We start from the raw sequence: 6,326 nt of genomic DNA on the forward strand, positions 1-6,326 counted from the left end.
ATCCGGACACGCCGCACCCGCCTGGTCCCGAAGCCTATCAACCCGAGGGGAACCGCCCGGCCACCGGTCGTCGGCCCGCCGCGGGTCGCGGGCCGTGACCCGGCACGGACATGCCCGGGACGGTGGCTCACACCGTCAGGGTGAGCTCCCGGGTGGCCTCGACGTCCGCGGCCATCTGGGTCACGAGCTCGTCGACGGACTCGAAGCGCAGCGTCGGGCGCAGCCGGTGGGTGAACTCGTAGGCCATGTACTGCCCGTACAGGTCCCCGTCGAAGTCCAGCAGAAACGCCTCCACGCGCCGCTCCCGTCCGGCGAAGGTCGGGTTCGTCCCGATCGAGATCGCGGCCGGCTGGCGGCGGCCGTCCCAGCAGGCGAAGCCCGCGTAGACGCCGTCCGCGGGCACCGCCGCCCATGGCGTCACGTCGACGTTGGCCGTCGGGTAGCCGATCGTCCGGCCCCGCGCGTCGCCATGCACCACGACGCCCTCGACCCGGTGCGGGCGGTCCAGCGCCGCCGCGGCCGCCTCGACGTCCCCGTCGGCCACCCGGCTGCGGATCGCGGTCGAGGACATCACCTGCTCGCCCACGCGGACCAGGCGCACCCCGTCGACCTCGAACCCCTCGCGGGCGCCCGCCGCCTCCAGCGAGGCCAGCCGTCCGGCGGCCCGGTGGCCGTAGCTGAAGTTCTCCCCGACCACCACGACGCTGGCGCGCAGCCGCTCGACGAGCACCTCCCGCACGAAACCGGCGGCCGACACCTTGCTGAACCCCAGCGTGAACGGCTGCACGCACATCGCGTCCACCCCGATGGCCGCCAGCAGCTCCGCCTTGAACCGCAGGGTCGTCAGCAGCGCGGGATGGCTGCCCGGGCGCAGCACCTCGCCCGGATGCGGGTCGAAGGTGAGCACGAGCGACCGTTCGCCGCGTTCCCGGGCACGGGCCACCGCCCGCCCGATGATCTGCCGGTGCCCGAGGTGCACTCCGTCGAAGAAGCCGATCGTGACGACTCCGCCGTCCCAGTCGGCTGGCGTGTTCTCCGCGCCTCGCCACGTTTGCACGGGGGAAGCCTAGGACATTCTCGCGGGGCGCGGTCCGGGCGGGACCCACCGGCGGTGGGCGGACGGTTCAGGCCGGGGCGAACACGACGAGGGAGCGGACGGTGTCCGCGGTCTCCTCGACGAGCGCCAGCACCGCGCCGTCAGGGCCGAAGACGCCGTAGGTGCCAGCCCGCCCGACCGGCTCCAACCGGCGTCCATGGGCCACGTCGAGCGCCGGCCCGGCGTCGACGTCACGGCGGGCGAAACCGGCCGCGACCGCCTCCCCCAGCGGCGTCACCGCCGCGCGTCCCCGCTGTTCGAACGTGTCGAGACTCACCGCGTCCGCGAGCGCGAACGGTCCCACGACGGTGCGCCGCAACGCCGTCAGGTGCGCCCCGCAGCCCAGCGCCGCGCCGAGATCACGGGCCAGTGCCCGGATGTAGGTGCCGCTGGAGCAGTGGACCGTCACGTCGAGATCCGTCCCCGCCGGGTCGGGAGCGCCGTGCGCGCCGCGCCGGGCGAGCAGGTCGAAACGGTGCACCGTCACCCGCCGGGGCGCGAGGTTCACCTCCTCGCCGGCACGCACCCGGGCGTAGGCGCGGACCCCGTCGACCTTGACCGCGCTGACGCTGGACGGCACCTGGTCGATCCGCCCGGTCAGCGCCGCCATCCGCGCGGCGAGGCGCTCGGGGTCGACGTCGACCGGGCGGTCCTCGACCGGCTCGCCCTGCGCGTCGTCGGTCGTCGTGGTCCGGCCGAGGCGGATCGTCGCGTCGTACACCTTGTCGGTGAGCGCGAGATGGCCCAGCAGCCGCGTGCCGCGCCCGGCGCCGAGCAGCAGCACCCCGGTCGCCATCGGGTCGAGGGTGCCGGCGTGGCCGACGCGCCGCTGGCCGAGGAAGCGCCGGGCGCGGGCGACGACGTCGTGCGAGGTGCATCCCGCCGGCTTGTCGACCACGACGAGCCCGTCGACCTGCGGCCCGGGCGCGGCCCGGCCGCGCGGGCTCACCGGCGCCCCAGCGCCGGGCCGATCGACGGCTCGCCGCCGCGGCGAGCGGCGGGGACGGTGGTGCGTCCAGCCGCGTCGTCGGGCCCCGCGAGCGGCCCGGCCGCGGGATCGGCCAGCCGCGGCGCGCGCACCAGGGCGTCGCGGAACGTGTCCATCAGCGCCGCCAGGTGCGCCCGGGAGGTGAAGCCGGCGGCCAGCTGATGGCCGCCCCCGCCGAGACCGGAGCACAGCACCCCGACGTCGACGCCGCCGCGGGAGCGCACCGAGACCTTCCAGGCCGCGCCGTCCTGCTTGCAGATCACCGCGACCTGCGCCTCCGACACGGTGCGCAGCGTGTCGATGAATCCCTCGATCTCGTCGTGGTCGAGTCCGGCCGTGCCCAGGTCGCCCTCGCCGCACCAGCTCCAGACGAGGTCGTGTTCGGGCTCCAGGCGGGCCCGGCCGAGCACGGTGCCGAGCAGCTTCACGTAGCCGAACCGGTGGGTGTCCCACAGCGCCCGGCTGATCAGGTCGTGCCGGATGCCGGTGGCCAGCAGTCGGGCGGCCAGGCCGTGCACCGCGGGGGTCGTCGCCACGAACCGGAACGAGCCGGTGTCGGTCACCAGGCCGGTGTAGATCGCCGCCGCCATGTCGGCGTCGAGGGGCACGCCGAGGGCGTCGATCAGCTCCATGACCATCGCGCTGGTCGACGCCGCGTCACGATCGACGAGGTTGAGCGTGCCGAACCGGGTGTTGGAGGCGTGGTGGTCGATGACCACCACGCGCGGTGCCTCCCGGGATCCCGTCGCCTCCCGGGATCCCGTCGCCGGCTGGGATCCCGTCGCCGGCGACGTACCCCTGCCGGCCGGCTCGGTGAGGCGGGCCAGCCGGCCGAGCCGGGATCGGCTCGCCACGTCCAGGCAGACCACCAGCTCCGGTGGGCCACTGATCGTCACCGGATCGGCGAGCAGCTCCTGCCCGGCGAGGAAACGCAGGGTGCGGGGAACCGCGAACGGCTCGGCGTCGAAGGTCACCCGCGGCCGGCCGCCCATCGCCCGCAGGGCGAGAGCGAGCGCGAGCGCCGAGCCGAGGCTGTCGCCGTCCGGGCTGACGTGCGCCGCGAGCACGACCTCCGTGCCCGTGGCGACCGCACCGGCGAGTTGCGCGGCCACGGCCGCCCGCCCGGCCGGGACGTCGTCCCAGCCGGCGGGCGGCGGGTCGGCGACGCCCGTCGCGGTGTCACACAGATCGGTCATCGCCGGCCCCCTCGCCGTCTCCGCCGCCCGCCGTCACCCGGGTGGCCCGTCCCCCTCAGGGGCTTGTCACTGCCCGCCGACGGCGCCCGAACCCTGCCCGGGTGACGCCGAGTACATCCGCCACGCCGGGCCGCGGACGGTCCCGTCGGTCCCGTCGAGGTCGTCGGCCTCCCCGCGCCGCGAGCCATCTCGGTCGGCGAGGCCGGCGCCGGCGGGATCGGCGGCGCCCAGGCCGGCCTCGCCGCGGTCTGCCTCGTCCGAGTCGGGCTCGTCCGAGTCGGGCTCGTCGGAGCCGTCGGCGTCGGCATCGTCGTCGATGACGCGCGGGCGACGGTAGGGATCGTCGTCGCCGGCGGGCTGCGCATCCCGGCGGACCTCGGCGAGGCGGGCGTCGCGCTCCCGCGCGACGCTGATCAGGTCCTCGAGGTGCTGTGCGTCGTCGGGCAGTCGATCGTGCACGAACGTCAGCGTCGGCGTGTTCTTGATGCCGGTGGCCCGCCCGACCTGGCTGCGCAGCAGGCCGCGGGCCGACTCCAGGGCCTGCGCGGACGTGCGCCGCGCGTCCTCGTCGCCGTAGACGGTGTAGAAGACGGTCGCGTCGACGAGATCCGGCGTCACCCGCACGTCGGTGACCGTGACCATGCCGAGCCGCGGATCCTTCACGCCACGCTCCAGTGTGGACGCGACCACCTCGCGAATACGCACGGCCAGCCGCCGCGCCCGGGCCGGATCAGCCACCGTTCATCTCCTTGCTCCGTGTGTGCCCCGCTGCGAGGGCGGGCAGCGCGCCCCACCACCGGGCGGGCGTCGCGGTCCGCCGCCCGGGCGGGGGTGGGGGTGCGGCCCCCTCCGGGCGAGCGGTCAGTCAGGCAGGCCCGCCGTCGCGTGCGGCTGGCCGTCGGCGTCGTCCTCGGCGAGAAGGCGCTCGCGAGCGGCGAGCACCTCGACCTCGGGCCGGTCCGCCACGAGCCGTTCACAGGCCGCCAGGACCTCGGCGCAGTGCGCCCGGTCGGCGGCGACGACCGCCACCCCGATCTCGGCGCGGCGGTGCAGGTCAAGCTGTCCGGTCTCGGCAACGCTCACCGCGAAGCGGCGCCGCACCTCGGCGATGATCGGCCGGACCACCGATCGCTTCTCCTTGAGGGAGTGCACGTCCCCGAGGAGAAGATCCAGGCTGAGGGTTCCGATCCACATGATCGTCTCCCGCTGTGCGGCACGGGTGTCCGGCGCCGGCCGGCCGCACTGGCTGGCCGGCCGGCACCGATCGACGTCGTGCCTCAGACGCGGGGAACCTCCCGCTGCTCGAAGGTCTCGATGACGTCATCCACCTTGATGTCGTTGAACGACCCGAGGCCGATACCGCACTCGTAGCCCTCGCGGACCTCGGTGGCGTCGTCCTTGAACCGCTTGAGCGACTCGACCGTGAGGTTGTCCGCCACGACCACACCGTCGCGAATGAGGCGGGCCTTGGTGTTGCGGCGGATGATCCCGGACCGGACCAGCGAACCCGCGACGTTGCCGATGCGCGGCACGCGGAAGACCTCGCGCACCTCGGCGGTGCCGAGCTGGGCCTCCTCGTAGACCGGCTTGAGCATGCCCTTGAGGGCGTTCTCGATGTCCTCGATGGCCTGGTAGATCACCGAGTAGTAGCGGACCTCCACGCCCTCGCGGTCGGCCAGCTCCGTCGCCTTGCCCTGCGGGCGGACGTTGAAGCCGATGATGATCGCGTCCGAGGCCGACGCCAGCATGACGTTGGTCTCGGTGATCGCGCCGACACCGCGGTCGATGATCCGCAGACCGACCTCGTCGCCGACGTCGATCTTGAGCAGGGCGTCTTCAAGGGCCTCGACGGACCCGGAGACGTCACCCTTGAGGATGAGGTTGAGCTGGGTCTTCTCGCCCTCCTTCATCCGCTCGAGGATCGTCTCCAGGGTCGGACGGCCACGGCTGAGCGCGAGCTCGGCGTTGCGCTCACGCGCCTGGCGACGCTCGGCGATCTGACGGGCCACCCGGTCCTCGGGCACCACCAGGAAGTTGTCACCCGCATCGGGGACGCTGGTGAAGCCGAGCACCTGCACCGGGCGGGCCGGGCCCGCCTCGGTGACCTGACCGCCATGCTCGTCGAGCATGGCGCGGACGCGACCGAACGCCTCGCCGGCGACGACCGAGTCGCCGACCCGCAACGTGCCGCGCTGGACGAGCACCGTCGCCACCGGGCCGCGGCCACGGTCGAGACGGCCTTCGATCGCGACGCCCTGGGCCTCCGTGCCCGTCGGCGCCCGCAGGTCCAGCGAGGCGTCGGCGGTCAGGACGATCGCCTCGAGCAACCCGTCGATGTTGGTCCGGTTGCGCGCGGAGACGTCGACGAACATCGTGTCGCCGCCGTACTCCTCGGCCACCAGGCCGTACTCGGTGAGCTGGCCGCGCACCTTGGCGGGGTCCGCCCCCTCCTTGTCGACCTTGTTGACCGCGACGACCACCGGCACGTTCGCCGCCTGGGCGTGGTTGAGCGCCTCGATGGTCTGCGGCTTCACGCCGTCGTCCGCCGCGACGACCAGGACCACGATGTCGGTGACCTGGGCACCGCGGGCACGCATGGCGGTGAAGGTCTCGTGACCCGGGGTGTCGATGAAGGTGATCGGTCGCTCGTCGCCGTCGACCGTCGCCCGCACCTGGTAGGCACCGATGTGCTGGGTGATGCCCCCGGCCTCGCCCCCGACCACGTCCGTGGAGCGGATGGCGTCGAGGAGCTTCGTCTTACCGTGGTCGACGTGACCCATGACGGTCACCACCGGCGGCCGGATGGCCAGCTCGACATCGTCGCCGTACTCGCCGCCGAAGGACAGGTCGAAGCTCTCCAGCAGCTCCTTGTCCTCGTCCTCGGGGCTGACGATCTGCACCTCGTACCCGAGCGTGACGCCGAGCAGCTGCAGCGTCTCGTCGGTGCAGGACTGGGTCGCCGTCACCATCTCGCCGAGCTGGGTGAACACGACCTGGACCAGCGCGCCGGGGTTGGCGTCGATCTTGTCGGCGAAGTCCGCCAGCG

At 73.8% G+C, this 6,326-nt stretch carries 6 protein-coding genes; all 6 read right to left on the bottom strand.

The window, feature by feature from the left end; translation table 11 throughout:
- Nucleotides 1-127: 127 nt before the first annotated feature.
- Nucleotides 128-1,057 carry a bifunctional riboflavin kinase/FAD synthetase gene (locus AC6EXY_RS24620; protein ID WP_101832643.1) on the bottom strand — a complete coding sequence of 310 codons (930 nt, stop codon included), beginning with the start codon at nt 1,055-1,057 and terminating at the stop codon, nt 128-130.
- A 67-nt stretch (nt 1,058-1,124) separates the two neighbouring features.
- Nucleotides 1,125-2,045: a tRNA pseudouridine(55) synthase TruB gene (gene truB, locus AC6EXY_RS24625; protein ID WP_101832644.1), complete on the bottom strand. Its 921-nt coding sequence runs from the start codon at nt 2,043-2,045 to the stop codon at nt 1,125-1,127.
- A complete protein-coding gene (locus AC6EXY_RS24630; protein WP_101832645.1) occupies nt 2,042-3,280 on the bottom strand; it encodes a DHH family phosphoesterase in 1,239 nt (412 codons plus the stop codon). The genes truB and AC6EXY_RS24630 overlap by 4 nt, the downstream gene beginning before the upstream one ends.
- A 66-nt stretch (nt 3,281-3,346) precedes the next feature.
- Nucleotides 3,347-4,018, bottom strand: coding sequence for a 30S ribosome-binding factor RbfA (gene rbfA / locus AC6EXY_RS24635; RefSeq protein WP_341477237.1), 672 nt, complete (start codon nt 4,016-4,018; stop codon nt 3,347-3,349).
- A 123-nt stretch (nt 4,019-4,141) separates the two neighbouring features.
- Nucleotides 4,142-4,474 (bottom strand): DUF503 domain-containing protein, encoded by a 333-nt coding sequence (locus AC6EXY_RS24640; protein ID WP_499818877.1) that lies wholly within the window; start codon nt 4,472-4,474, stop codon nt 4,142-4,144.
- 83 nt (nt 4,475-4,557) lie between these two features.
- On the bottom strand, nt 4,558-6,326 hold a 1,769-nt coding region (gene infB, locus AC6EXY_RS24645; protein WP_499842415.1), incomplete at its 5' end, for a translation initiation factor IF-2.

It is taken from the genome of Frankia sp. RB5 (assembly GCF_059816245.1).

Coding starts and splice junctions, on each gene's coding strand:
- AC6EXY_RS24630 (WP_101832645.1), bottom strand. CDS start 3,280: ATGACCGATCTGTGTGACACCGCGACGGGCGTCGCCGACCCGCCGCCC.
- AC6EXY_RS24640 (WP_499818877.1), bottom strand. CDS start 4,474: ATGTGGATCGGAACCCTCAGCCTGGATCTTCTCCTCGGGGACGTGCAC.